Genomic DNA, 23,887 nt, shown 5'->3' on the forward strand with positions numbered 1-23,887 from the left:
CTCAGACGTGCGGCGCTAGGAGGCGATCCCCTCGGGGATCGCCTTCTTCACAGCCGAGGCCAGATCGATCAGAACACCGGAACTGTCCACACCCTCCGGCACCTGGACCTCCACATAGGCCTCACGGTTCGCCGTGGTGAACCGGTACCCCCCGTCCCCCTGCTTCTCCATCAGCCAGTCCACCCCGTTCACACCGCCGGCGACGGCGTCCGCGTCCCGCCCCTCGGCCACCTTCGGGTCGACCATCTTGGGCGGCTGCGGCACACCGCAGCGCAGTATGATCGCCGGGCTGCCCCAGCCCGCCGTCAGCGCCGACGCGGGCTCGGGATCCTGGCGACGCTCACCGTCCACCTTCGCGGGCAGTACCTTGTCCAGGTTCCGGCACAGTTCCGTGGCCTTCGCGTCCGGACCGGGAACCGCCGCCGACGCGCTGTCGTCTGCTGAGGAGCAGCCCGCGGCAGTGATCAACAGCGCGAGAGCGGGCAGGCGGAGGACAACGCGGAAGACACGACGGTGCCGGTGACGGAAAAGGTTCACCGGCACAGGGTAGACGGGGGCTACAGATGCACGACCGGACAGGTCAGGGTGCGGGTGATGCCGTCCACCTGCTGGACCTTGGCGACCACCATGCGGCCGAGGTCGTCGACGGTGTCCGCCTGGGCCCGCACGATGACGTCGTAGGGTCCTGTCACGTCCTCGGCCTGGATGACACCAGGGATCTTGCTGATCGTCTCGGCGACGGTCGACGCCTTGCCGACCTCCGTCTGGATCAGGATGTACGCCTGTACCACGGAACCTCCAGGGCGGCCACGAGGATCATGTGGGGAAAAGGAACGCCACGGTATCGCGTCGCCGCTCGCCGCGGGGAGACCTGCGGGCACCGGGTCTTGCGCGCCGGGGCGCGGGTCCGGCAGAACGTGACGGTCACTTCGACCGTAGCGAGGACCGAGATGCCCCGCGACCGGGCACGGACAGGGACAGAAGGGGAGAAAGGGCAATGAAGGGCACTGTTGGTGAGCTCGGTGAGTTCGGGCTCATCAGGGAGCTCACCTCCCGTCTGACCACCACCCCGGCGGTCCGGGTCGGCCCCGGCGACGACGCCGCCGTGGTGGCCGCGCCCGACCGCAGGGTCGTGGCCAGTACGGACATCCTGGTGGAGGGCCGGCACTTCCGACGCGACTGGTCGACGGCCTACGACGTGGGCCGCAAGGCGGCGGCGCAGAACCTCGCGGACATCGCCGCCATGGGCGCCGTGCCGACCGCGCTGCTCCTCGGCCTGGTCGTCCCGGCCGAGCTGCCGGTGACGTGGCCGAGCGAGCTGATGGACGGCCTGCGGGACGAGTGCCAGGTGGCGGGCGCCGCCGTGGTCGGCGGTGACGTCGTACGCGGCGACTCGATCATGGTGTCGATCACCGCTCTCGGCGATCTGCGCAACCAGGAGCCCGTGACGCGGGCGGGCGCGCAGCCCGGGGACCTCGTCGCGGTGACGGGGTGGCTGGGCTGGTCCGCGGCCGGGTTCGCGGTGCTGTCCCGGGGGTTCCGCTCGCCGCGGGCGTTCGTGGAGGCCCACCGGCGGCCCGAGCCGCCGTATCACGCGGGGCCGGCCGCCGCCGGGCTCGGGGCGACCGCGATGTGCGACGTGAGCGACGGGCTGATCGCCGACCTGGGGCACATCGCCGAGGCCAGCAAGGTGCGCATCGACATCCGCTCCCAGGCGATCGACATCCCGTCCCAGATGAACGACATCGGGCAGGCAGTCGGCGTCGACCCGATGCAGTGGGTGCTGACCGGGGGAGAGGACCACGCGATCGTGGCGACCTTCCCACCGGACGTGAAGCTGCCCGCCCGCTGGAAGGTCATCGGCGAGGTCCTCAACCCCTCGGCGCTGCCCCAGGTGACCGTCGACGGGGCGCCGTGGACCAACAAGGGCGGCTGGGACCACTTCGGGGACATGGAGTCATGATTCCCAACGTCCTCACGGTGGCGGGCTCCGACTCGGGCGGAGGCGCGGGCATCCAGGCCGACCTGAAGACGATGCTCGCGCTCGGCGTGCACGGCATGAGCGTCGTCACTGCGGTGACCGCCCAGAACTCCCTGGGCGTGCAAGGGGCTTGGGAACTGCCCGTGGAGGCCGTGCGCGCCCAGTACCGCAGTGTCGTCGACGACATCGGCGTCCAGGCGGTCAAGACCGGCATGCTCGCCTCCGCCGAACTCGTCGAGGCGGTCGCCGAGTTGATCGCGGGGACGGACGCTCCGGCGGTCGTCGACCCGGTCGGCGTCTCCAAGCACGGCGACTCCCTGCTGGCCGCCTCCGCGCTGGACTCCGTCCGTAGGAAGCTGCTGCCGGCGGCGACGGTCGCCACACCCAACCTCGACGAGGTGGCCCAGCTGACGGGCGTCCGCGTCGAGTCGGAGGGGGAGATGCGGCGGGCCGCGGCGGCCGTGCTGGCGTACGGGCCGCGCTGGGCGCTGATCAAGGGCGGCCACCTCTCCGGGGACGCCGTGGACCTGCTCACGGACGGTTCGGAGGAGCACTGGCTGCGGGCGCCGAGGCATGACAACCGCCACACCCATGGCACCGGCTGCACCCTCGCCTCGGCGATCGCCGCGCAGCTCGCGAAGGGCGACTCCGTGCCGGAGGCGGTGGCGGCGGCCAAGGAGTACGTCACCGGGGCCGTCGCGGCCGGGTTCGCGCTCGGCGGGGGCATCGGGCCGGTGGATCATGGGTGGCGGTTCCGGGCCGGGTCCTGAGCGTCGAGGCGGGCGTTCAGGGCCGGTGCCTGCGCATCCGGGTACGGCAAAAAGCCGGTCCACCAGGGGTGGACCGGCTCTCTGCAGCGAACCAGCAGTGGCCGCGCGCTAGCTGAGCGTCAGCGCGAGACCTTGCCGGCCTTGATGCACGAGGTGCAAGCGTTCACGCGCTTCGGCGTCCCGCCCACCACGGTACGCACACGCTGGATGTTCGGGTTCCAGCGACGGGACGTACGGCGGTGCGAGTGCGAGATGTTGTTGCCGAAGCCCGGCCCCTTGCCGCAGACGTCGCAGTTGGCAGCCACGGGTCACTCCAAAGACTTCAGATGCACTTACGGTTAATCCCGGCATGCCGGGATCGAGATCTTGTGGCTCCAGGAGCCGGTCGAGATCTGAGTGGCGCTGCCAGGGGGAAGGCCCGATCAGGATCGGGCAACCGGAGCAGCATACAACGGCTGCACCCGTAGAGCGAAACTACCATGGCAGCTCAGGGCCCCGCCCCGGCCCTCTTCCGGTGGACACCGTCCCGGGGTCTACGCTGCCTGCCACGTCCAGCAGCTCAGGGAGGCGCAGTGGCGCAGGTGCCGCAGACATTCTTCGATGCTCTCGCGGTGCGCACCTGGTGCGGTCTCGCGCTCGAGACGCTGGGGCGGGCGCGTGAGGAGATCGACGCGATCAACGTCTATCCCGTGGCGGACGGGGACACCGGTACGAACCTGTACCTGACCCTGGAGTCGGCGGTCGCGGCGGTCGAGGCGGTGTTCGTGGGGCACGCGGCGGGCTCGCCGGGGGCCGAAGGATCCGGTCCGAAGGAGCCGACCCTGGCCGACGCGGCCCGGGCGATGGCGCACGGGGCGCTGATCGGTGCCCGGGGGAACTCCGGGACGATCCTCGCCCAGCTGCTGCGCGGCATGGCCCAGGTGCTGGCCGACGGCGCGAGCGTGCAGGCGGACGGCACGAGCGTGCACGCGGACGGTCAGGGTCTGCGGCTCGCCCTGCGGCACGCGGCCGACTCCGCCCGCCAGGCCGTGGCCCACCCCGTGGAGGGCACGGTCCTCACGGTCGCCGCGGCCGCGGCCGACGCCGCCGACGCCGCCGGCGGTGCCGAGAGCGACTGCGGGAACGTCGCACGGGCCGCCTACGAGGGAGCGCGCGAGGCCCTGGCCGCCACCCCGGACCAGCTGCCCGTGCTGGAACGCGCCGGGGTGGTGGACGCCGGCGGGCGGGGGCTGGTGGCCGTGCTCGGGGCGCTGGTGGAGACGTTCACGGGGGAGAGGCCGCGCGGGCCGGTGACGAGCGCGGGGCGGGTGCCGGGGGCCCGGGGGTCCGGGCCGGGAGCCGGGCCGGGGACCGGGGCCGGGGAGTCGGCGGGGGCGCACGCGCGCGTGGAGTCGGTGGAGTCCCTCGCAGAGCCCGTCCCGGCTTGCACGGGTCCCGGCGAGGGGTCTGACAGCGCCTCTGTCCCCGGCCAGGGCGGCGCAGGGCTTGTCCCGGCTTGCGCCGACCCCGGTGACAGCGCCGACAGCGTCACCGCGCCCGGCCAGGACGGGCCCGCCTTCGAGGTGATCTATCTCCTGGAGGCCGAGGACGACGCCGTGGCGCGGTTGCGGGAGCGGCTCGACGGGCTCGGGGACTCCCTCGTCGTGGTCGGCGGCGACGGGCTGTGGAACGTCCACGTCCATGTCGACGACGCGGGCGCCGCCGTGGAGGCCGGCATCGAGGCCGGGCGGCCGTACCGGATCCGTATCACGCACTTCGGCGTCGGCGACGTGCACACCACCGGCGCCGAGCGGCCGCCCCGGGAGCGTGCCCAGCGGGCCGTCGTGGCGGTCGTGCCCGGGGAGGGCCTGGCCGGGCTCTACACCGAGGCCGGCGCCACCACCGTGCTCGCGCGCCCCGGGGAGCCGCCCGCGAGCGGCGAACTCGTGCAGGCCGTACGGCGCGCCCACGCGCACGAGGTCGTCCTGCTGCCCAACGACGCCGACCTGCGCCACACCGCCGCTGCGGCGGCCGAGCAGGTCCGCACGGAGGGCGTCCGCGTCGCCCTCATCCCGACCCGCTCGGCGGTCCAGGGCATCGCGGCCCTGGCCGTGCACGAGCCGGAGCGCCGCTTCGACGAGGACGTCGTGTCGATGACCTCGGCCGCCGGCGCCACCCGCTACGCCGAGGTCACCGTCGCCGAACGCCAGTCCTGGACGATGGCCGGCATCTGCCAGGCCGGCGACGTCCTCGGCCTGATCGACGGCGACGTGGCCGTGATCGGCTCGGACGTCACGGCCACCGCCGAGACGGTCCTGGACCGCATGCTCGCGGCCGGGGGAGAGATGGTCACCCTGGTCCTCGGCGACGAGGCCCCCGACACCATCGCCGAGCATCTGGAGGGCCGGGTCCGCGAGGGGTACCTCGCCGTCGACACCGTCGTGTACCGGGGCGGACGGCAGGGCTCCCTGCTGCTCATCGGCGTGGAGTAGGACCTGCGCCCGCATCCGGCTGGTCCGCCAGGAGCCGGAGCAGTTGCTCGGCCTCCGCCCGGCGGGCCGGTGCGGCCTCGCTGTTCCCGGTCCGCTCGCCGCCGATCCCCTCGTCGCCCTGCCCCTCGTACGCCGCCAGCACCGCACGCGCGCGTGCCGCCGCGTCGGCGGGCCGGCCCAGGTCGGCCTCCAGCCGCCCCGCGGCGAGCTCCGAGCCGGTACGGCTGTGCAGCGCGCCCTCCCCGAGGGAGGCGAACACCTCGGCCGACAGCAGCACTTGGGCCAGCGCATCCTCGAACACGGCCCGGGCCGACGCCTCCTCGGCGCCCTCGGCGACGGAACGGACCAGCAGGTCGCCGAACTGCCGGTGCGTATGCCCGAGTTCGGCCACGAGCTGCTGCCGCGACTCCTCGTCCGCCGCCGTGTCCAGCGCCGCCTCGCACGCCCGGACCGCGTCCGCCATCAGGCCGCGTGCGTCCTCCAGCCCGTCCCGCCCGTCCGGCCCACCCCGCCTGCCCTGCCCGTCCCGCCCGTCCAGTGCCAGCCAGGCGCGGGCGCGCAGTGAGCGGATCAGTCCCGGGACGTTGCCGAGTTCGCGCCACAGGGCACCCGCGCGGGCGTAGGCCCGGTCCGCCTCGGCGGACAGCCCGGCCTCCGCGAGGGACTCCCCGGCCAGGTGGGCGAGGGTCGCGTGGTCCTGCTGCTCGGGCCAGTGCCGGGCGATCTCGGCCGCCTGCAGGCGCCGTTCGGCGGCGGCGCGGTGCTCGCCGAGTTCGCTCAGGCAGTCGCCGAGCCACCACAGCGTCTGCACGACCGCCCCGTCGCCGTGCGTCTCGGCGGTCAGCTCGGGCAGCGCCGACTCCAGCACCTCCGCGGCCTCGGCCCACCGCCCCTGCCGCAGCAGGAACCCGCCGAGCTGCTGCCGGGCCCAGGCGCCCAGCGTCGCGCTCTCGCCCGCCTCGTCGGCCCAGTGCGCGGCCTCCAGGGCGTGCCCGGCGGCCTCCACGGCATCGCCCCGGCCGCCGACCAGCTCCGCGAGCTGGAGGTGCAGCTGGGCCCGCCCGGGCGCCTCCAGCTGGGCGCCGCCGTGCTCCAGGGCCGCCCGCAGCGCCCGTTCCGCCTCGGCCATGTCGCCGAGGTGGTGGGCCAGCGAGGCCAGCCGGGCCTCGTACTCCACCGCGAACCAGGGCAGTCCCGCCGCGACGAACGCCGCCGCGCCCCGCGCGAACAGCTCCGCCGCCGCCTCCAGGTCCCCGGCCAGCCCCGCCAGCTCGCCGAGCATCGCCCGGGCCTCGGCGGCCCGCGCGGCCAGCCGTACGTCCTCCCCGGTCCGCCCGTCGACGAGCGCCAGGACCTCCCGCACGGCGGCTTCGGCCTCGGCGCGCACCGCGTCCGAGCCGGGCTCCTCGTGTGCCCGGCGCAGCAGGGTCCGGGCCCGCCCCATCAGGACCGAGGCCGTCTGCCGCAGCCCCGTGCCGCCGGCCGCGTACAGCGCGAGGACCTCCTCGTACGGGCCGGCCACGGCCGCGACCGCCCTGGCCACGTCACCGGCCAGCGCGCGTACGTACGCGCCACGCGCGCGTGCCGCCAGGGCCTCGCCCGGATCGCCCGCCTCCGCGTAGAGCCCGGCGGCCCGCTCGAAGAGCGCGACCCCCTCCGGGCCGAGGGACATCGCCTCGTGGTCGGCCATCTCGGCCCGGTCGCGCGGGTCCAGCTCGACGCCCTCCGCGGCAGCGGCGGCCGCCGCCCACGCCTCCACGGCGCCCGGCCGCAGGGTGTCCGACAGCCGCCGCGCCTCGGCCAGCAGCGCGGGCAGATCCGGCCGGCCGGCGACGGGAGCCGCGTCCACCGAGGGAACGGGCGGCGGGGGAGCGGGCGGCGGGACCGGCCGCACCGAGCGCACCCCCGGCGACAACCGCACCCCCAGCGGCAGCCGCTCCACCAGGGGCTTCCGCGTCATACGCGCGCGTGCCCGCTCGCTGACGTACGTCGTGCCGTTGCGCTCGTCGAACCGCGCCGCCAGCGCCAGGGCCTCCGCACGCGCGTGTGCGGCCAGTTCGCGGGCGGTCCACTCCCGGCCGGCCGGACCGGGCACCTGCCGGTCGCCCAGGCCGAGCACGGTCAGCCGGTCCATGAGCAGGGCCGCCACGCTCATGAACTCCAGCTTGCTCTGCGGATGCCCGTCGTCCGTGAAGTACGCCGGCCGCTCGGCGAGCAGCTCCAGCCCCCGCGCCTCGTTGCCGGTCAGCGCGCAGAACTCCACGTGCTCCGCGTACGCGCCGCGCATGCTCTCCATGGCCCGGACCAGCCGGAAGCCCCGCAGATGGTTGGCCCTGGCCTCGTCCGTGCGGCCCAGCCGCAGCAGCGGCACCAGGGAGGACGCCAGGGCCGTGTGCGGCTCGTGGGCGCAGGCGTACTCGCCGTCCAGCACCGGCCGCCACAGCTCCAGCGCCTCCGCGTCCCGGCCCAGCTCCGCCTGCCACCAGCCCTGCCCGTGCAGCTCGCAGGCGTGGCAGTCGGCCATGCTGTCGCGGTCGGCCGCCAGCCACGCGGCGTACGCCCGCTCGGCCCGCGCCACGTCCCCGACATGCGCGGCCACACTGTGCTCGGCGCTGCGCACGGCCCGCTCGGAGTGCCCGGCGAGCCGGTAGCGGCGCTCCATCTCGCCGAGCCACTTCTCGATCGAGGCGAGCGGGATGTGCGGCTGGTCGAGCATGCCGGACGACACCCACTTGAAGACCCAGTGCAGCGAGTGGGTCTCGTACTCGTCGAAGTCCTCCGGCCGTTCGTCCCACATGCGCAGCAGCCGCGCGAAGGGGACGAACATCTTCCCCTTCTCGGAGCTGTAGTTGTAGACCTTCAGCTGGTGTCCGAGCGCCTCGATCACGGCGAGCGGGATGTTCAGCTTCTCGGCCGCCGTCAGCAGCTCCTCCGCGCGCGCGTTGCGGGCCGGCCCCTCCGGCTGCTCGGCGTTCTCCGCCATCGCCCGGCGCAGGGCGTCGAAGTCCGTGATCTCGCTCATGCCCGGCCGTCCTCGCTGTGCGTGGCCCACTCCAGGAGGCCGATGAACGCCCGGTTGAGCAGCGCCGAGTCGGCGGGCCGGAGCGGCCGCTGCGCCATCAGCAGCGCCTGCCCGTACAGCGACTCCGTGGCCGTGCCGATCAGCTCCGGGTCGGGCAGTGCGCCGATCCGCCGCACGAGCGGGTTGAGGTGGTTGAGCACCAGACGCGCGCGGGGGGCGCTGCCGCGCAGGGAGCCGAGGATGCCCGCCCACAGGTCGTCGGCCTGCGCCTCGGCGTCCGCCCGGGCCTGTTCGTGCCGGGCGTCCCGGTCGTCGAGGTGCAGCGCGGGCACGGACAGCGGGTGGAACGCCCGCAGGACGACGTCGCAGCCCAGCGGGTCGAGCCGGGCCCGCGCGGCGGCCAGGAAGCCGGACAGGGCCAGCTCCTCGGCCGGATCGACCGCGTCCAGGTGCGCGGTCACCGTCTCGGCGTCCAGCTCGGCGACCACCGTCCCCGGCCGCACCGACGGCAGCGCCTGAACCAGCTCGCTGTCGTACGTGTAACCGCCGTTGACCACGCCGATGCCCTGCGCGGACGCGATCGGCGCGACCTGCCGGTACTCCTCCACGGTCCGCGTGAAGTGCACCACCGGGTGCCGCTGCGCGAACTCCTCCAGGGACAGCCGCCCGTCGGTCGTCTCGAAGGGCAGCCACGGCAGCATCGTGCGCAGCATCTCCCGGTCGTGCCGGGCCAGCGACTTCACGCCCAGGTGGTGCACCGACAGGAACGCGGCGAGCCGTTCCGGATCACCGGCCGCGAGCCCCGTCAGCCAGGCGCGGATCCGCTCGCCCAGCGCCTCCCGTACGGCCGCCAGCGTCTCGTCCTCGTACAGCGCCTCGCGCGAGGCCGTGGGCCGCAGGCTGTCCGTGTCGAGCACACAGCGCACGAAGAACGCCCAGTCGGGCAGCAGCTGTTCGGCCCGCTCGGTCAGCAGCATGCCCTTCAGGTGCACGCGGTGACCGGCGCGCTGGGCCGGGCTGACCGCCGACGGCAGCACGTACGCGATCCCGCGCACGCCCGCCAGCGGCACGGACAGGTCGATCGTGTCCAGCGGCGTGAAGCCGAACAGGTCGTGGCAGTGCCGGGCGAGGGCGACGCGGCGGGCCGCCGGGCCCGGATACGGCCGGTCCCAGGGCGCGGGCAGGTCGGTGACCGCCTCGTCGCCCACCCGGACGTCGTACGGCAGCAGCGACCCGAAATCCCGGGCCAGCGCCGCCACCCGCTCGGGCGTGAGCCACTCCGCGGCCCCGGCCCGGGCCACCAGGTGCACGGTGGTGCCCGGTTCGGGCCGCTCGGCGTCCGGCAGGGTCCGCACGGTGTACGAACCGTCGTCGGACGCCGTCCACTCCACGGGCGGCGCCCCGGGCGTACGGGCGCTGCGGCTGACGACCCGGATGCGCTCGGCGACGACGAAACAGGCCAGCAGGCCGATGCCGAACTGCCCGAGGAAGTCGGACCTGGCCTCCTGAAGGCCCTCGGCGCGCTTGGAACTGCGCCCGATCGTGGCCAGCAGGCTGTGCACGTCCGCCTCGGTGAGCCCGACGCCGGTGTCCTCGACCCGCAGGGCCCCGCCCTCCGCGCGCAGCCGCACCCGGGCCGGGGCGCCGGGCTCCTCCGCGCGTCTGGCCGTGATGGCGTCCACGGCGTTCTGCAGCAGCTCGCGCAGGTACACCTTGGGGCTGGAGTAGAGGTGGTGGGAGAGCAGGTCCACCAGACCACGCAGGTCGACCTGGAACGTATGAGGTGGTCGGGGGGAACGGGGTGCCTGGGATGCCTGTGAGGTCTGGGAGTCCATCATCACGGCGCCGGTGGGGGACTCGCGACGGCGCGGGGTCGGGCGGTCCCGGTGAGGCGGTGACCGCGAGAAAGGCCGGGGGCGCGTCATCCTAAGGCCGGAACCGGCCGCCTGACCAGGGATTTCCGGGACGTATACGGCGACCTCCGCTGCGGCCTGGGCGCCGATGTCAGTGGCGTGGTGTGCAATGGATCTCGTGCCCGCACTGGAAGAACCCCTGCGCCAACCGCTGAAGTCGGTGCTCGGCCCCGCCACCGCGAAGGTGATGGCCGAGCACCTCGGCCTGCTCACCGTCGGCGACCTCCTCCACCACTACCCGCGCAGATACGAGGAGCGCGGCCAGCTCACCCACCTCGCCGACCTCCCCATGGACGAGCACGTCACGGTGGTCGCCCAGGTCGCCGACGCCCGCCTGCACACCTTCGCCTCCGCCAAGGCCCCGCGCGGCAAGGGCCAGCGCCTGGAGGTCACGATCACGGACGGCAGCGGCCGGCTCCAACTGGTCTTCTTCGGCGCGGGCGTCCACAAGCCCCACAAGGAGCTCCTGCCGGGCACCCGCGCGATGTTCGCGGGCAAGGTCTCCGTCTTCAACCGCCGCCTCCAACTCGCCCATCCTGCCTACGAGTTGCTGCGCGGGGACCCGGATGAGTCGGTGGAGACCTGGGCCGGCGCGCTGATCCCGATCTACCCCGCCACCGCCAAGCTGGAGTCCTGGAAGATCGGCAAGGCGATCCAGACGGTCCTGCCCACCGCCCAGGAGGCCCTCGACCCCCTCCCGGACACCCTCCGCCAGGGCCGCGGCCTGGTCCCCCTCCCCGAAGCCCTCCTGAAGATCCACCGCCCGCACACCAAGGCCGACATCGAGGACGCCCGCGCCCGCCTCAAGTGGGACGAGGCCTTCGTCCTCCAGGTCGCCCTCGCCCGCCGCCGCCACGCGGACGCCCTGCTCCCGGCGGTCCCCCGCAAGCCCACCCCGGACGGCCTCCTCACGGCCTTCGACGCCCGCCTCCCGTTCACCCTCACCGACGGCCAGCAGCGCGTCTCCCGCGAGATCTTCGCCGACCTGGCGACCGAGCACCCGATGCACCGGCTGCTCCAGGGAGAGGTCGGTTCGGGCAAGGCCCAGCCCCTCGACTCGCTGGTGCTCACGCCCACCGGCTTCCGTTCCATGGGGGATCTGCGGGTGGGCGACGAGGTGGTGGTGCCGGACGGGGACATCGCCCTGATCGATGGTGTCTTCCCTCAGGGCGAGCGCGATGTGTGGCGCTTGGTGCTGTCCGACGGGAGTTCCGTCGAGTGCGACGACGAGCATCTTTGGATCGTCGGCACGAGCTGCGGTTGGCACCGCGGTCAGGCTCCCAAGGTCATGACGACCCGGGAGATCCGTTCGGACACGTTCGAGGCCAACGGGTCCTCCAAGTGGTACATCCCGCCGGCGAAGCCGGTCGATCTCGGCGGCGACGCCGGGCTGCCCCTCGACCCGTACCTGATCGGACTACTGCTGGGGGACGGTTCGTTCCGGCACAATCTCTGCCTTTCCACCATCGACGACGAGATCCGTGACGCGGTAGCAGCGGCAGTAGCGCCCGAATGCCGGCTGGTGCCGGTGAAGGGATCGCACTGTGACTACACGATCCAGCTCAAGCAGCGTGCCGGCGGCGTGCGCAACCCGGTGATCCAGGTCCTGCGCGAGCTGGGCCTCTGGGGAAGGACGTCCCACGACAAGTTCGTCCCTCAGGCCTTCAAGAACGCTCCGATCAAGGACCGTCTCGCCGTGCTGCAGGGACTTCTCGACACGGACGGCACTGTCCAAGCCGACGGCATGAGTGTTTCCCTCTGCTCGGCTTCGCGCCGACTCGCGGAGGACGTCGCATGGCTCGTACGTTCGCTGGGCGGCCGGGCGCGAGTACTGCCGAAGAAGGCCGCGTACAACGTGCAGGTGTCCCTGCCGGACGATTACGTCCCGTTCCGGCTCACCCGCAAAGCGGAACGTGTGCGTCCGAGGCCGAAGTACAACACGTTCCGACGCGGCATCCGGGCGGTCGAGTACGCGGGGCGGAAGCCCGTCCAGTGCATCAGCGTCGCCCACCCGAGCCATGCCTACGTCACCGACAACTTCACGGTGACCCACAACACCATGGTCGCCCTGCGCGCCATGCTCGCCGTCGTCGACGCCGGTGGGCAGGCCGCCATGCTCGCGCCGACCGAAGTGCTCGCCCAGCAGCACCACCGGTCCATCGTCGAGATGATGGGCGAACTGGCCGAGGGCGGCATGCTGGGCGGGGCCGAGCAGGCCACGAAGGTGGTGCTGCTCACCGGCTCCATGGGCACGGCCGCCCGCCGCCAGGCCCTGCTCGACCTCACCACCGGCGAGGCCGGCATCGTCATCGGCACGCACGCGCTGATCGAGGACAAGGTGCAGTTCCACGACCTGGGCCTGGTCGTGGTCGACGAACAGCACCGCTTCGGCGTCGAGCAGCGCGACGCCCTGCGCGGCAAGGGCAAGCAGCCCCCGCACCTGCTCGTCATGACGGCCACGCCCATCCCGCGCACGGTCGCCATGACGGTCTTCGGCGACCTGGAGACCTCCGTCCTCGACCAGCTCCCGGCCGGCCGCTCCCCGATCGCCAGCCATGTCGTCCCGGCCGCCGACAAGCCCCACTTCCTGACCCGCGCGTGGGAGCGGGTCCGCGAGGAGGTGGAGAACGGCCACCAGGCGTACGTCGTCTGCCCCCGCATCGGCGACGAGGAGGACGACCCGAAGAAGGTCGGCAAGAAGAAGTCCTCCGAAGCCCCCGGGTCCGCCGAGGACGCCGCGGAGAAGCGCCCGCCCCTCGCCGTCCTCGACGTGGCCGACCACCTGGCCAAGGGCCCCCTGCAGGGCCTCCGGGTCGAGGTCCTGCACGGCCGTATGCACCCGGACGACAAGGACGCGGTCATGCGCCGCTTCGCCGCCGGCGACGTGGACGTCCTGGTCGCCACGACGGTCATCGAGGTCGGCGTCAACGTCCCGAACGCCACCGTCATGGTGATCATGGACGCCGACCGCTTCGGCGTCTCCCAGCTCCACCAGCTGCGCGGTCGCGTCGGCCGTGGCTCGGCCCCCGGCCTCTGCCTCCTGGTCACCGAGATGCCCGAGGCGAGCGCCGCCCGCCAGCGCCTCAACGCCGTCGCCTCCACCCTCGACGGCTTCGAACTGTCCCGCATCGACCTGGAACAGCGCCGCGAGGGCGACGTCCTGGGCCAGGCCCAGTCGGGCGCCCGGACCTCCCTGAAGGTCCTCGCGGTCATCGAGGACGAGGAGATCATCGCGGAGGCGAGGGAGGAGGCGACGGCGGTAGTGGCCGCCGACCCGGAGCTGGCCAACCTCCCTGCTCTTCGGACGGCTTTGGACGCCCTCCTGGACGAGGAAAGGGAGCAGTACCTGGAAAAGGGGTGACGGTTGCCGCCCCAGGGGCGCGAGGAACTGCGCGACCAGCCACACTGATACGGAAAGCCGCCCACGACAAGGACCGAAGATGACCCGCGTGATCGCCGGCACAGCCGGCGGACGCCGCCTGGCCGTCCCGCCAGGAACAGGAACCCGCCCCACCTCGGACCGCGCCCGCGAGGGCCTCTTCTCCACCTGGCAATCCCTCCTCGGCGGCCCCCTCGAAGGCGAACGCGTCCTGGACCTCTACGCCGGATCAGGAGCCGTAGGCCTGGAGGCCCTCTCCCGCGGCGCCGGCCACGCCCTCCTCGTGGAGGCCGACGCCAAAGCCGTCCGCGCGGTCCGCGAGAACGTGAAGAACCTCGGACTCCCCGGCGCCGAGGTCAGATCCGGCAAAGCGGAACAGATCATCCGCACCCCACCCCCCGGCGACCCCTACGACCTCGTCTTCCTCGACCCCCCGTACGCCGTCACGGACGACGATCTTCGGGAGATCCTCCTCACACTCCGCTCGGAACGCTGGCTCGCCGAAGAAGCCCTCGTCACCGTGGAGCGCAGCACCAGAGGCGGCGAATTCCGATGGCCCGAGGGTTTCGAACCCCTCCGGGCCCGTCGCTACGGCGAGGGAACGTTTTGGTACGGTCGCGCCGCCTCTACGTGCGAAGACGCACGATGACCGGACCGGAGAGCGAGGGATCACAAGTGCGCCGCGCCGTCTGTCCCGGGTCGTTCGACCCGATCACCAACGGACATCTCGACATCATCTCCCGCGCCTCCAGGCTGTACGACGAGGTCTACGTCGCGGTGATGATCAACCAGTCGAAGAAGGGCCTGTTCGAGATCGACGAGCGGATCGACCTGATCCGCCGGGTCACCGCCGAGTACGGCAACGTCCGCGTCGAGGCCTTCCACGGCCTGCTCGTCGACTTCTGCAAGCAGCGCGACATCCCCGCCATCGTGAAGGGCCTGCGCGCCGTCAGCGACTTCGACTACGAGCTGCAGATGGCCCAGATGAACAACGGCCTCTCGGGTGTGGAGACCCTCTTCATCCCCACCAACCCCACCTACAGCTTCCTGTCGTCCTCCCTGGTCAAGGAGGTCGCGACCTGGGGCGGCGACGTCTCCCACCTGGTGCCCGCCGAGGTCCTCCAGGCCCTCACCGAGCGCCTGCGGAAGGACTGAAGGCGCCCCGGGCGCCCCCCGGGAGCCTGACAAGCCGTCACCCGGTGTCCGCCGGTGACCCCGTGGCCGTACAGTCGTCCCGTCCGTCTCCAACGCATCTGTAGAGAGTGGCGAGCACACGGTGGACGTGCAGAAGAAGCTCGACGAGATCGTCGCCGCGATCTCCGGCGCCCGGTCCATGCCCATGTCGGCCTCGTGCGTGGTCAACCGCGCCGAACTGCTCTCCATGCTGGAGGAGGTCCGCGCGGCGCTGCCCGACTCCCTCGCCCAGGCCCAGGAGCTGATCGGCGGCCGGGAGCAGATGGTCGAGCAGGCCCGCCAGGAGGCCCAGCGGATCATCGAGAGCGCGCACGCCGAGCGCGGCTCGCTGATCTCCGACACCGAGGTCGCGCGCCGCTCCCAGGCCGAGGCCGACCGGATCCTCGCCGAGGCCCGCCAGGAGGCCGAGGAGATCCGCGCCGAGGCCGACGACTACGTCGACTCCAAGCTCGCCAACTTCGAGGTCGTCCTCACCAAGACCCTCGGCTCCGTCGGCCGCGGCCGCGAGAAGCTCCTCGGCACCGGCCCCGGCACCGACGAGCAGGGCTACGAGGACGAGGACGCCCCCGAGCGCAGCCACGACCCGGAGACCCAGCGCCGCACCGCCGACGAGTACGTCGACGCCAAGCTCGGCGCCTTCGAGGCGGTCCTCGCCAAGACTCTGGAGGCCGTCGGCCGCGGCCGGCAGAAGCTGCACGGCCGGATCGCCACCGACGACCTCGGCGCCCTCGCCGACGACACCAGCACCGTCCAGCACTCCAGCGACGCCGACTACCTCGCCGGCCTGGCCGCCCTCGCGGAGGAGAAGCCCCCGGCCGGGCAGCCCGCCCAGCAACAGGACTACGGACAGCCGCAGCCGGCCTACGGCTACCAGCAGCAGCCCGACCCCTACGGCGGTTACCAGCAGCCCGCCTACGCCGCCCAGCAGGACCCGTACGGCTACCAGCAGGCCGATCCCTACGCCTACCAGGGCTACGACCCCCAACAGGCCGCGTACGACCCGAACCAGGTCCCGCAGCAGGCGCAGCAGCCGCAGCAGCCGCAGCAGGGGCACCAGAGCCCTCAGGCCCACCAGGGGTACGCCCTCGACGAGACCAGCCTCTTCGACACCAGCATGATCAGTGCCGAGCAGTTGCGGGCCTACGAGCAGGGCCGCGGCCAGGGCTGAGTACCGGATTGGGCCGACGGCGAAAGGTCCAGTATCCTGGCTCTTCGGTCGCGCGTACGTCCGCGATCAACGCTGCCCGGGAACACCGAAGGGCGGCGTCCCCCCGAGCTCAGCAGATCGAAAGCAGGAATGGCCCTGAACGCCCGCCTCGACCACCGCAACCCGCTTGTGTTCGACACGCACGAGCTGGGTCGGCGGCCTGGTGCGCTGCAGCGCCTGACCCGCACGGTCGACGCTCCCAAGGACCTCGGTCTCAAGGGAGTCATCGGAGTGCCGGAAGGCGCCCCGGTGGAGCTCGAACTCCGCCTGGAGTCGGTCATGGAAGGGGTGCTCGTCACAGGCACCGCCCGTGCCGAGGCCGAGGGGGAGTGCGTAAGGTGTCTGGAGCCGCTGGAGCTGGAGCTCGAAGCGGACTTCCAGGAGATGTTCTCGTACCCTGACGCCGACGACCGGGGCCGCGTGATCGCGGAACCGGGCGACGACGCCGAGGACGACGAGGACAGGCTCTTCCTCGAGGACGGCCTGTTCGACCTCGAGCCCGTGCTGCGTGACGCGGTGGTGCTCGCACTGCCGATGCAGCCGGTGTGCCAGGAAGACTGCCCTGGTCTGTGCGCCGAGTGCGGCGCACGGCTGGCGGACGACCCGGACCACCACCATGACGCCGTCGACATCCGTTGGGCGGCACTGCAGGGACTCGCCGGTTCACTCGAACCGGGCGATAAGGACGAGATCAGCGGCGCCGAAGCGGGCGTCGACGAGAAGCAGGAGAAGTAGCCGTGGCTGTTCCGAAGCGGAAGATGTCGCGCAGCAACACGCGCCACCGCCGGTCGCAGTGGAAGGCTGCGGTCCCCACCCTGGTTGCGTGCGAGCGCTGCCACGAGCCCAAGCTGCAGCACATCGCGTGCCCGTCGTGCGGCACCTACAACAAGCGCCAGGTCCTCGAGGTCTGAGCGGCTGGTGAGAGGCACTGTGTCCACGCCTAAGAACAAGTCTTCCCGCGTGAGCGGGAGTGCTCCGGCGGACAACCAGGCCTCGTCCCACACGCTTCTGGAAGGGCGGCTCGGCTACAAGGTCGAGTCCGCCCTTCTGGTGCGCGCACTGACCCACCGGTCGTACGCATACGAGAACGGCGGTCTGCCGACCAACGAGCGCCTGGAGTTCCTCGGGGACTCCGTCCTCGGCCTCGTGGTCACGGACACGCTGTACCGCACCCACCCCGACCTGCCGGAAGGCCAGCTGGCCAAACTGCGGGCCGCGGTGGTGAACTCGCGTGCGCTCGCCGAGGTGGGCCGCGGGCTCGACCTGGGCTCCTTCATCCGGCTCGGCCGCGGTGAAGAGGGCACGGGCGGGCGGGACAAGGCGTCCATCCTGGCCGACACCCTGGAAGCGGTGATCGGCGCGGTCTACCTCGACCAGGGACTGGACTCGGCGGCGGAGCTGGTGCACCGCCTGTTCGACCCCCTGATCGAGAAGTCCTCGAACCTCGGAGCTGGCCTGGACTGGAAGACCAGTCTCCAGGAGCTCACCGCGACCGAGGGGCTCGGCGTCCCCGAGTACCTGGTCACCGAGACCGGCCCCGACCACGAGAAGACCTTCACTGCTGCCGCCCGCGTCGGAGGCGTCTCGTACGGCACCGGCACCGGCCGCAGCAAGAAGGAGGCGGAGCAGCAGGCCGCCGAGTCCGCCTGGCGGTCCATCCGGGCCGCCGCGGACGAGCGCGCCAAGGCGGCGAAGGCCGCCGAGGAGACGCAGACGGCGGCGGCCCAGGCCGCCCACACGGCCGTCGACGGCAGCAGCGTCGACGGCTGACGAGCCGGCCGCCCGCACCGGGCGTCCGGCCCCAGCACAGCGCACCCGAGCGCCCGCCCCTGCCGGGGCGGGCGTTCGGCCTATCCAGCGGTCCGAGGGGGAAGAATGTCGGGGGACGTCTTACAGGTGGTCGGAGAGATCACCCCATACGTCACCGCGGCCGCGGGCGCCTACGGCGTCGCCGTACTGGTGCGTACGCAGGACGAGGCCGCGAGCGCGACGGTCGCCTTGGGCCGACGGCTGGCGCAGCGGATCTTCGGCAGCCGCGCGGACGGTGAGGAACTGCCCGAAGCTCTCGCCGACGTGGTGGAGGAACCGGACGACCCGGACACCACCGCCGCGCTGCGCAAGGCCATCCGCAAGGCGCTCCTGGCCGACGAGGAGCTGGCGGCCGACGTACGGGCGCTGCTGGGCCGAGCCCCTGCCCGCACGCGTACCGGCGACGGCTCCCAGGTCGTCACCGGCAGTGTGATCGGCGGGGACAGCATCCAGATCGGCTCGGTCGGCGGTGACGTCCACCTCGGCCGCCCTGCCCGCGGCTGACCTGGGAGACCGTATGGCGGCGGAAGGCGAGCGGAGCCGGGTGGAGCACTCGGTCGTCGGCCGGGACCTGTTCCAGTTCGGAGATGTACCCGGTGGCGTCACCCTGATCACCGGCCTTGAGGCGCCCGTCCGCGTGCCCGCGCAGGAGCAGACCGGCCCCGCCCCGACCGCACCCTCAGCCCTGGTGTGTGTCCGCGTCAGGGATGCCGACCCGATCAGACTCGGCGTCCACCGCCCTATCCGGGTCACGGGTGCCGAGCCCACGGCCCTGCCCGCCTACGTACCCCGTGACCTGGACACCCGGGACGGCGACGGAGTGCGTCGGATGGTCGGGGCGGCCGCACGGGACGGCGGATTCGTTCTCCTGGTGGGTGGCTCGTCGGTCGGCAAGACCCGGTCGCTCTACGAGGCGATCCGCGCCCTGCTGCCCGACTGGTGGCTGCTGCATCCCGCCGATGCCGGCATGATCGGCCCCGTCATGGATCAGCTGCCCGGCCCGCTGGTGATCTGGCTCGATGAACTTCAGCACCACGTGTCCGGCACGCACCAACTGACGGCGGCGACCGTTCGCGCCCTGCTGGCCCGACCGGAGCCCGTGGTGCTCGTGGGCACGCTGTGGCCGCACTACTACGGCGCCTGGACCGCGACGCCCTCCTCTGCGACGGACGACGATCGCAACCGTGCCGAGCGCGAACTGCTCAAGCTCGCGGAGACCGTGCACGTTAGCGCAGTCCTGAGCCCCGCCGAGCGGGGACGCGCGGTCGCTCTTGCCGAGTCGGACGGCCGGCTGCGCATGGCTCTGGAGTCACAGGACTTCGGGCTGACCCAGGTCATCGCCGGGGCTCCGCAACTCGTCCATCGGTGGGAGAACGCCGACCCCTATGCGCGCGCCCTGATGACCGCGGCCGTGGACGCGTCCCTGATGGGGGTCCAGTCACCCATCCCCGAGGCGCTGCTGCGATCCGCCGCGCCGGGCTACTGCACTCCCGCCCAACGGGCCGGTGCCCCGGACGGCTGGTTCGAGGAGGCGCTCGGCTACGCGACCGGACCACTGCTGGGCGCCACCTCGGCTCTCGTCCCCGTCAGCCACGGTCCCATGATGGGACGCCCCGACGGCTATCGGGTGGCCGACTACGTGCTGCACCACACCGGCCGGGCTCAACGTGCCGCACCGCCGCCGGAGAGCTTCTGGCAGGCGTGTGCCGAGCACCTCACCGACCGTGCGGATGTCGTGAGGACCGGAGCGGCCGCTGCTGCCCGGCAACGTCTCGCTGCCGCCGTTCCCTTGTTGCGCAAGGCGGTCGAGGCAGGTTCCGCGTCTGCCATGCGCGAGCTCGGTGAGCTTTACCGCAGGTCGGGGGAGACGGCCGGTGCCCAGGAGATGGCTGACCGGCTGACGACGTCCAGCGCTCCGGACGCCGCTCTGTACCGGACGATTCTGGCGGGCTGGGACTTCGAGGAACTACTCGACTTGGCGGAAGCCGGCAATGAGTACGCGGTCGGCCATCTCATCGAGTACGGGGACCCTCAGCTGGCGATCTCACTGCTGCTGGACGGTCTCGACCCGGACGACCTGTGGTCCTGGTACCGACTGGCACAGCTGTTCCACGACGAGGACGAGAACGAACAGGCCATCTCCATTCTGGAGATGCTCCACAAACGGGAGTACCCCGACGCTCTCCTTTTCCTCGCCGAGCTGCACAAGGAGGAGGGCAATCTCGAGCGGCTGTACGAGCTGACGGAGGAGGGGTACTTCGACGCGGCCTGCTGTCTCGCCGACCTCCTCCACGAGAAGGGCCGGACGGACGAGGGCATCGAGATGCTCTGGGATTTCGTGGACCAGGGCAACGGCGATGCCGACTTCATGCTGGCCCATCTGCTTGCGAAGAGCGGTGACGTCGATGCCCTGCTGGAGCGGGCGGCGGAAGGGCACGCTGATGCGGCGCAGGAGGCGGCTCGGCTCCTGCGGGACCGAGGTGAGGACGAGCAAGCGGTGGAGGTGCTCATCTCGCACGCCGACGAGGGTTCCTACCTGGGCAGGGACCTGGCCGAACTGCTGCGCGTGACAGGCCGAGTGGAGGATCTGCGGACGCGCGCGGCATCCGGTGACATCTACGCGGTGGGCGAGCTGACCAGACTGGCCATCGAGGAAGACGATCTCGACGAAGCCGTCCGGCTGCATGCCCTCGGAGGAGGCCGTACCGCCGGCATGTTCGACACCACGCGCGAACTCGTGAACGCCCTCGTGGCGCTCGGGGAGACGGACCGGGCCGTCGCCCTCATCACCGGCCCCGCCGGGGACTCGCCGCCCTACCAGCGACGGGACCTGCTCAAGAAACTCGGCAGGACCGAGGAACTGCGCACGCTCATCGACCAGGGCGATCACCACGCCGTACGGGACCTCGTCGAGGTGCTCCGGGCTCAGGGCCGAGCGGCCGAGGCCGAGGCCCTGCTGACCCGTGGTCTCACCGCCGACGGCCGGGTACTGCCGACCGGCCTGGCGGACTGACGGTATGACCACGCTACGCTGCGGACCCATGTCCCAGTGTTCAGGGGCCGGAGCAGAAGGAGAGTCGTGCCCGAGTTGCCCGAGGTCGAGGTCGTCCGGCGCGGTCTGGAGCGGTGGGTCGCCCACCGGACCGTCGCCGAGGCCGAGGTGCTGCACCCGCGCGCCGTGCGCCGCCACCTCGCCGGAGCCGACGACTTCGCGCACCGGCTCAAGGGCCACCGCATCGGCGTCCCGAGCCGTCGCGGCAAGTACCTGTGGCTGCCCCTGGAGGAGACGGACCAGTCGATCCTGGCCCACCTCGGCATGAGCGGCCAGCTGTTGGTCCAGCCGCACACCGCCCCGGACGAGAAGCACCTGCGCATCCGTGTCCGCTTCACCGACACCCTGGACACCGAACTCCGCTTCGTCGACCAGCGCACCTTCGGCGGGCTGTCGCTCCACGAGAACACCGTGGACGGGCTGCCCGACGTCATCGCGCACATCGCCCGCGACCCGCTCGACCCGCTCTTCGACGACGAGGCCTTCCACCAGGCGCTGCGCCGCAAGCGGACCACGATCAAACGAGCCCTGCTCGACCAGTCGCTCATCAGCGGCGTCGGCAACATCTACGCGGACGAGGCCCTGTGGCGCTCCCGCATCCACTACGAGCGCCCGACCGCGACCTTCACCCGCCCCCGCACCCTGCTGCTCCTGGGCCATGTCCGGGACGTGATGAACGCGGCCCTCGCCGTGGGCGGCACCAGCTTCGACAGCCTCTACGTCAACGTCAACGGCGAGTCGGGCTACTTCGACCGGTCCCTCGACGCCTACGGGCGTGAGGGCCTGCCCTGCCGGCGCTGCGGCACGCCCATGCGCCGCCGGGCCTGGATGAACCGGTCGAGCTACTTCTGCCCGACGTGTCAGCGGGCGCCGCGCGTCTCGTCGTAACGCTCGCGCGCCGCCAGCACGTCGTCCATCCGCCCCTCCACGAAGTGGATGAGGCTCAGCAGGCGCTCGGCGACCCCGCGCCCCAGCGGCGTCAGCTCGTAGTCCACCCGGGGCGGATTGGTGGGCTGCGCCTCGCGGTGCACCAGGCCGTCGCGCTCCAGCGCGTGCAGCGTCTGGGAGAGCATCTTCTCGCTGACGCCGTCGACGCGGCGGCGCAGCTCGTTGAAGCGCAGCGAGCCCTCGTACAGGGCGCCCAGCGTGAGTCCGCCCCAGCGGCCCGTGACGTGCTCCAGCGTGCCGCGCGAGGGACAGGCCTTGGCGAACACGTTGTACGGGAGGTCGTCGAGCCCCTCCGCGCGCTCCTGGGTGGTGGTCATACGCCCAGCCTACGCCAGCACAGCGCTAACCAATAGGTTGCACTAACCGAAAGTTAGCGCTTCGTGCTGAGGTCGTGGCCCGGACGCCGCATGAGCGTCGTGAGCCGGCTCAGTAGCCGAAGTTCTGCGTCCACCAGGGGCCGCCCGAGCCGAACTCGACGCCGACGCCCAGTGTCTTGAAGTCGCAGTTCAGGATGTTGGCGCGGTGGCCGGGGCTGTTCATCCAGGCGTCCATCACGGCCGCGGCGTCGGCCTGGCCGCGCGCTATGTTCTCGCCGCCGAGGTTGGATATGCCGGCCTTCTCGGCCCGGTCCCACGGCGTCTGCCCGTCCGGGTCGGTGTGGTCGAAGAAGCCGCGCGCGGCCATGTCCTCGCTGTAGTTCTGGGCCAGCTCGGTCAGCGCGCTGTTCGCGGCGAGCGGGCTGCAGCCCACCTTGGCCCGCTCGTCGTTCACCAGCGCGAGCACCTGGGCCGCGGCGGCGGACTCCCCGGAGAGCGCGGCGGAGGCGCTGGGCTTACGCGGCGCCTTGGTGGCCGTGCGGGACGGCGTGTTGTCCGGCTTCTCGCTGGGGGTGGCCGCCGGCTGCTTCTTCTCCGGGGTCTTCTGCGGCGCCTTGTCCGACTTCTCCGGCTTCTGAGGCGTCTTCGTCGGCGCGGCGGAGGACTTCGACGCGGACGGCGACGGGGAGGCGGAGCGCTCGGCGTCCCGGCTGGTGGGGACACCGCCCCGGCTGTCGGCGCTGCCGGAGGTGCCACCCTGCTCGATCGGGGTGTTCGTCGGCGTGTCCCCGGCCTGCACCTTGTCGGCGCCGTTGGTGCCGCCGAGCTTGTAGTTCTCGAGGCCGGGCACCGCGCCCGTGGCGACCGCGACCGTGCCGAGGGCGACCGCGGCGGACACGCCGAGCAGCCCGGTGCGCATCGGACGCGCGGCCTTCTTCCGGCGGCGGTGCGCACCGGCGCGGCGGACGCCGCCGTCGGGCGTGAAACCGTCGCCCGCGAAGCCGTCGCTCGTGAACCCGTCACGCGTGAACCCGTCCCGCGTGAAACCGTCGCTCGCGAAGACGGCCGTGTCCTCGTGGCGGTCACCCGCTGCGGACGCCTCCGCCCCGAACAGGTAGGCCTCGCTCTTCGCGTAGCCCTCGGCGTACGCCTCCGGGTTCAGGTAGGGCGCGATGCCCATCGTCGGGGCGTCTTCCGCGGTGGAGTGCAGCGGGTCGTGGCCCTCCGCGGTGCCGTCGGCCCGTGTGATCCCCGTGGCGGCGCGGCCGGCGGCGGAGCGTCGGTGGCGTCCCATGTCCTGGCCTTCCTCGTCCTGGCGGTCGACTCGTCCTCGAGATCAACACCAAACTCACTCGATCGTGTGAGTTTCATATGAGATTCGTTGAGGGGGGACGGTACCGCATGGCGCAAGTGGAGGAAGTGCCCGGAGGAAGATCGTGCGGTTAGGTTGCAGTCATGAGCGACGATGTGCGACTGGTCGCCTGGGTGCGGGGACGCGTCCAAGGTGTGGGTTTCCGCTGGTTCACCCGGGCCAAGGCCCTGGAGATCGGCGGCCTGAGTGGTTTTGCTCTCAATTTGGGCGACGGACGGGTCCAAGTGGTCGCGGAGGGCGCGCGGGAGGGCTGTGAAGGTCTTCTGGAATGGCTCCAGAGTGACGACACGCCCGGCCGCGTGGACGGTGTCACCGAGATCTGGGACACACCTCGCGGCGGCTACGAGGGCTTCGCCATCCGCTGACTCCGTACCGCCGGGCGGCCCCGGGGGCCGCCCACGGACAGGCCGCGGGCCGTCGCCCCGCAGGGAAACTTGCTGGTGATTGCCAGA

Annotated in this window: 21 protein-coding genes; 14 read left to right on the forward strand and 7 right to left on the reverse strand. The window is 72.2% G+C overall.

The window, feature by feature from the left end:
* Positions 1 to 15: 15 nt before the first annotated feature.
* Positions 16 to 537, reverse strand: a complete 522-nt coding sequence (locus tag ABZ386_RS18285) for a DUF3515 domain-containing protein (RefSeq protein WP_351341200.1) — start codon at positions 535 to 537, stop codon at positions 16 to 18.
* 20 nt (positions 538 to 557) lie between these two features.
* The gene (locus ABZ386_RS18290; protein ID WP_003997603.1) at positions 558 to 791 is read right to left on the reverse strand and encodes an Lrp/AsnC ligand binding domain-containing protein; all 234 of its coding nucleotides are present in this window, start codon (positions 789 to 791) and stop codon (positions 558 to 560) included.
* Between the two features lie 206 nt (positions 792 to 997).
* Here ABZ386_RS18290 and ABZ386_RS18295 point away from each other — a divergent pair, with 206 nt between their 5' ends.
* Both ABZ386_RS18295 and thiD read left to right on the forward strand, forming a co-directional pair.
* A complete protein-coding gene (locus ABZ386_RS18295; RefSeq protein ID WP_351341204.1) occupies positions 998 to 1,963 on the forward strand; it encodes a thiamine-phosphate kinase in 966 nt (321 codons plus the stop codon).
* On the forward strand, positions 1,960 to 2,751 hold the full coding sequence (gene thiD, locus ABZ386_RS18300; protein WP_351341206.1) for a bifunctional hydroxymethylpyrimidine kinase/phosphomethylpyrimidine kinase: 792 nt from the start codon (positions 1,960 to 1,962) through the stop codon (positions 2,749 to 2,751). The genes ABZ386_RS18295 and thiD overlap by 4 nt, the downstream gene beginning before the upstream one ends.
* A gap of 119 nt (positions 2,752 to 2,870) precedes the next feature.
* Here thiD and rpmB read toward each other — a convergent pair whose 3' ends face one another.
* Positions 2,871 to 3,056 (reverse strand): 50S ribosomal protein L28, encoded by a 186-nt coding sequence (gene rpmB / locus ABZ386_RS18305; RefSeq protein ID WP_003993230.1) that lies wholly within the window; start codon positions 3,054 to 3,056, stop codon positions 2,871 to 2,873.
* 267 nt (positions 3,057 to 3,323) lie between these two features.
* Between rpmB and ABZ386_RS18310 the strand changes: the two genes are divergently transcribed.
* Positions 3,324 to 5,222, forward strand: coding sequence for a DAK2 domain-containing protein (locus ABZ386_RS18310; protein ID WP_358965093.1), 1,899 nt, complete (start codon positions 3,324 to 3,326; stop codon positions 5,220 to 5,222).
* On the opposite strand, the gene ABZ386_RS18315 is transcribed toward ABZ386_RS18310, so the two are convergent.
* Together ABZ386_RS18315 and ABZ386_RS18320 are read right to left on the reverse strand one after the other, a co-directional pair.
* Positions 5,206 to 8,244 (reverse strand): tetratricopeptide repeat protein, encoded by a 3,039-nt coding sequence (locus tag ABZ386_RS18315; protein ID WP_358965095.1) that lies wholly within the window; start codon positions 8,242 to 8,244, stop codon positions 5,206 to 5,208. The two genes, ABZ386_RS18310 and ABZ386_RS18315, sit on opposite strands and share 17 nt — an antisense overlap.
* On the reverse strand, positions 8,241 to 10,079 hold the full coding sequence (locus ABZ386_RS18320; protein WP_351341579.1) for an HSP90 family protein: 1,839 nt from the start codon (positions 10,077 to 10,079) through the stop codon (positions 8,241 to 8,243). Before ABZ386_RS18320 ends, ABZ386_RS18315 begins: the two co-directional genes overlap by 4 nt.
* A gap of 187 nt (positions 10,080 to 10,266) precedes the next feature.
* On the opposite strand from ABZ386_RS18320, the gene ABZ386_RS18325 reads away from it, so the two are divergent.
* The 10 genes from ABZ386_RS18325 (at position 10,267) to mutM (ending at position 21,686) form a co-directional block, all read left to right on the forward strand.
* Positions 10,267 to 13,518 carry a helicase-related protein gene (locus tag ABZ386_RS18325; protein ID WP_358965096.1) on the forward strand — a complete coding sequence of 1,084 codons (3,252 nt, stop codon included), beginning with the start codon at positions 10,267 to 10,269 and terminating at the stop codon, positions 13,516 to 13,518.
* 79 nt (positions 13,519 to 13,597) lie between these two features.
* Positions 13,598 to 14,185, forward strand: a complete 588-nt coding sequence (gene rsmD, locus ABZ386_RS18330) for a 16S rRNA (guanine(966)-N(2))-methyltransferase RsmD (protein WP_351341217.1) — start codon at positions 13,598 to 13,600, stop codon at positions 14,183 to 14,185.
* 26 nt (positions 14,186 to 14,211) lie between these two features.
* Positions 14,212 to 14,691 (forward strand): pantetheine-phosphate adenylyltransferase, encoded by a 480-nt coding sequence (gene coaD / locus ABZ386_RS18335; RefSeq protein ID WP_010044544.1) that lies wholly within the window; start codon positions 14,212 to 14,214, stop codon positions 14,689 to 14,691.
* A gap of 121 nt (positions 14,692 to 14,812) precedes the next feature.
* A complete protein-coding gene (locus ABZ386_RS18340) occupies positions 14,813 to 15,898 on the forward strand; it encodes a cell division initiation protein (protein ID WP_358965098.1) in 1,086 nt (361 codons plus the stop codon).
* A 129-nt stretch (positions 15,899 to 16,027) separates the two neighbouring features.
* A complete protein-coding gene (locus tag ABZ386_RS18345; protein ID WP_358965099.1) occupies positions 16,028 to 16,672 on the forward strand; it encodes a YceD family protein in 645 nt (214 codons plus the stop codon).
* A 2-nt stretch (positions 16,673 to 16,674) separates the two neighbouring features.
* Positions 16,675 to 16,848: a 50S ribosomal protein L32 gene (gene rpmF / locus ABZ386_RS18350; RefSeq protein ID WP_007493396.1), complete on the forward strand. Its 174-nt coding sequence runs from the start codon at positions 16,675 to 16,677 to the stop codon at positions 16,846 to 16,848.
* Positions 16,849 to 16,897: 49 nt separating this feature from the next.
* Positions 16,898 to 17,707 carry a ribonuclease III gene (rnc, locus tag ABZ386_RS18355; RefSeq protein WP_351341223.1) on the forward strand — a complete coding sequence of 270 codons (810 nt, stop codon included), beginning with the start codon at positions 16,898 to 16,900 and terminating at the stop codon, positions 17,705 to 17,707.
* Between the two features lie 105 nt (positions 17,708 to 17,812).
* Positions 17,813 to 18,250, forward strand: a complete 438-nt coding sequence (locus tag ABZ386_RS18360) for a hypothetical protein (protein WP_356502131.1) — start codon at positions 17,813 to 17,815, stop codon at positions 18,248 to 18,250.
* 13 nt (positions 18,251 to 18,263) lie between these two features.
* Complete coding sequence (locus ABZ386_RS18365; protein WP_358965100.1) at positions 18,264 to 20,759, forward strand: hypothetical protein; 2,496 nt, start codon at positions 18,264 to 18,266, stop codon at positions 20,757 to 20,759.
* 66 nt (positions 20,760 to 20,825) lie between these two features.
* On the forward strand, positions 20,826 to 21,686 hold the full coding sequence (mutM, locus tag ABZ386_RS18370) for a bifunctional DNA-formamidopyrimidine glycosylase/DNA-(apurinic or apyrimidinic site) lyase (RefSeq protein WP_351341225.1): 861 nt from the start codon (positions 20,826 to 20,828) through the stop codon (positions 21,684 to 21,686).
* On the opposite strand, the gene ABZ386_RS18375 is transcribed toward mutM, so the two are convergent.
* Both ABZ386_RS18375 and ABZ386_RS18380 read right to left on the reverse strand, forming a co-directional pair.
* Positions 21,659 to 22,063: a helix-turn-helix domain-containing protein gene (locus ABZ386_RS18375; protein ID WP_114255536.1), complete on the reverse strand. Its 405-nt coding sequence runs from the start codon at positions 22,061 to 22,063 to the stop codon at positions 21,659 to 21,661. The two genes, mutM and ABZ386_RS18375, sit on opposite strands and share 28 nt — an antisense overlap.
* Before the next feature lie 109 nt (positions 22,064 to 22,172).
* Positions 22,173 to 23,357, reverse strand: coding sequence for a CAP domain-containing protein (locus ABZ386_RS18380; protein WP_356614719.1), 1,185 nt, complete (start codon positions 23,355 to 23,357; stop codon positions 22,173 to 22,175).
* Positions 23,358 to 23,518: 161 nt separating this feature from the next.
* On the opposite strand from ABZ386_RS18380, the gene ABZ386_RS18385 reads away from it, so the two are divergent.
* Complete coding sequence (locus ABZ386_RS18385) at positions 23,519 to 23,800, forward strand: acylphosphatase (RefSeq protein ID WP_351341232.1); 282 nt, start codon at positions 23,519 to 23,521, stop codon at positions 23,798 to 23,800.
* Positions 23,801 to 23,887 lie beyond the last annotated feature (87 nt).

Origin of the sequence: Streptomyces sp. NPDC006140 (assembly GCF_040628815.1) — a bacterium.
GTDB lineage: Bacteria > Actinomycetota > Actinomycetes > Streptomycetales > Streptomycetaceae > Streptomyces.